Raw genomic sequence first — 731 nt, 5'->3', positions numbered from 1 at the left:
GCGGCCCCTCTGCCATCGGGTCGGAAAAGGCCAGACCCAGTTCGATCAGGTCGGCCCCCGCGGCGGGCAGGCCGCGCAGAATCTCCAGCGCCTCGTCCCGGCTGGGATCGCCGGTCATGACATAGGGAATAAAGCCGGCCCGGCCCTCGGCCTTCAGCGCGGCGAAACGGGCGTTGATGCGTGCAGTCGTCATGTGTCTCCCTGGCACTTCAGCCAGCNNCACCCTTGCTGGCTGGCCACGACAAGGTCCCGCAAACCCGGTCACCGTCCAGTCGCGCATCCATCAAATCGTGATGGCCACCGCCAGCCTTCAGGCAAAGAGATACACGTTCGGCGTTGACAGGATCGCGGTCCCGAAGGGCCTTAGCCGGCCCGTGGTTCAAGGTTCGTTCCGCTGCAAGGGCGCGAGTAATGCTCTCGCTCGACGGAGCCAGGGACGCGAACTTCACGGTTTCCACGCAAGCCCCCAGCCCCATCGCCATCAATGTCACAGCGACAAGCCGCTTCATGAGGCTGGCGGCGTCGCATGACCGGCGCAGACGTCGCCGGGGATGGTGGCGAAGCCGAGGTAGCCGGGCGCGGTCGCCTCGGCCGGCTTGGACTCGTCGAAGAAGGCGATCATCTGCATGCCGTCGCAGCCGCCGGCCTCGCGGCGCTTGATCAGGACCACGCGGTTGTCGTCGCCGGCAGCGGGCAGCCAGCCGTCCTTCTCGAACTGGGCCAGATAGGCT

1 protein-coding gene and 1 pseudogene are annotated in these 731 nt (G+C 66.8%); both read right to left on the bottom strand.

The genetic code is table 11. The features are described 5' to 3' along the window. A partial coding sequence (locus HX774_RS13675) for a tryptophan synthase subunit alpha (RefSeq protein ID WP_178827572.1) occupies window positions 1-193 on the bottom strand: 193 nt, incomplete at its 3' end. A gap of 312 nt (window positions 194-505) precedes the next feature. Continuing rightward, window positions 506-731: pseudogene (locus HX774_RS13670) on the bottom strand (hypothetical protein); the annotation flags it as partial.

Source organism: Brevundimonas sp. P7753 (assembly GCF_013386595.1).
In the GTDB taxonomy this organism is placed as follows: Bacteria; Pseudomonadota; Alphaproteobacteria; order Caulobacterales; family Caulobacteraceae; genus Brevundimonas; species Brevundimonas bullata.
This window is presented reverse-complemented; position numbering and strand designations above follow the sequence as displayed.